Source organism: Oleiphilus sp. HI0117 (genome assembly GCF_001635235.1).
Window position 1 is genome coordinate 1 of record NZ_LWGA01001405.1, and the last position, 1,218, is coordinate 1,218.

Consider the following 1,218-nt stretch of genomic DNA (forward strand, 5'->3'; position numbering starts at 1 on the left):
CAATAGATTAGTGAACGAAGTTTTAGTGCTACTTAAACTTGGCGTTAAGTCCAAGAAGCATTAACTTTTAATTTTAACGAACGAAAGCAGTAAATAATTATTAAGATTTAGGAGCTCTACTCATGAAGCGTCAAGCGGGTTTTACACTCATCGAATTGGTCATGGTTATCGTGATCTTAGGTATTTTGGCAGCCTTTGCATTGCCTCGTTTTGCAGACTTAGGTGGTGAAGCGCGTGCTGCAGCACTTCAAGGTGCTTATGGCGCGATGAGGTCTGCGTCATCCATAGCTCACGCAGACTATTTGGTTCAGGGCGATAACTCCTTGACTGAAATTACAATGGAAGGTCAGGTTATTCAGATGTTGAACGGCTATCCTGAAGCACAAACTGCTGGATCTGAAGGTATTCTTGATGCTGCTCAGATTACTGCTGCTGATTTCGATTTGGGTGGTACTCCAGGCGGTTTAGCAACTTCGACGGTTACAGTGACAGCTTCAGGTGTAACACCAGCTAATGCAGCAACTTGCCGTATTACCTATACAGCTGCTACAGCAAATAATAGCCCAACTATTTCAATTGATGTTACGAATTGTGATTGATTAGTAGTTGTGTGAAAAAGCGCCGGTGGGCGCTTTTTTTCGTTTTTTAAAGGCAAGATTTTTGTCGAACAAGATCATAGCAAACTATTCAAAACAGACTAACCAGCATGGTTTTACCTTGATTGAGCTGGTGATGGTCATCGTGCTCATCGGTGTTCTAAGTGTCGGTGCCAATAGCCTGTTCTCTTCAAAAGACTCCTATGCAGACTACTTAGCCAAGGAAAGGCTTCTTTCTCTTGGTTTACTCGCGCAACAGTTAGCCTTGGGTGTCAGTGCTCAAGAGGTGCAAATAGCGGGTGCGGCACCTATACCGTCGGGAGATCCAGCGGAAATACAGTTTATTCGTACCGCTGGCGGCGACCTGCATTTTACCCTACTGAAGCATCAGCAAAGCGTTCAGACTTATCAACTGGAAACACCTTTGCCCACAATTTCAATAGATGGCCTTGCGCTGGCGTTGGGGGCTACTGTTAGTTTGGCGTGGGATCAAACAGCAAGTATGGACGATGCCGCAAATCACAATGTTACGATCGTTGGTACGAAAACCCATCGTATTTGCTTCTCCTCCTCGGGTTTTGTTTACGAATCGTCGGGGGCATGCCCGTGAGAGCTAATGTTA

At 45.1% G+C, this 1,218-nt stretch carries 2 protein-coding genes; both read left to right on the forward strand.

Annotation, left to right across the window (positions count from 1 at the left end):
* Positions 1 to 122 precede the first annotated feature (122 nt).
* Positions 123 to 599 (forward strand): prepilin-type N-terminal cleavage/methylation domain-containing protein, encoded by a 477-nt coding sequence (locus A3757_RS27975; protein ID WP_068566907.1) that lies wholly within the window; start codon positions 123 to 125, stop codon positions 597 to 599.
* A 61-nt stretch (positions 600 to 660) separates the two neighbouring features.
* Entirely contained in the window at positions 661 to 1,206 is a 546-nt protein-coding gene (locus A3757_RS23770; RefSeq protein ID WP_068740403.1) for a type II secretion system protein, read from the forward strand.
* Positions 1,207 to 1,218 lie beyond the last annotated feature (12 nt).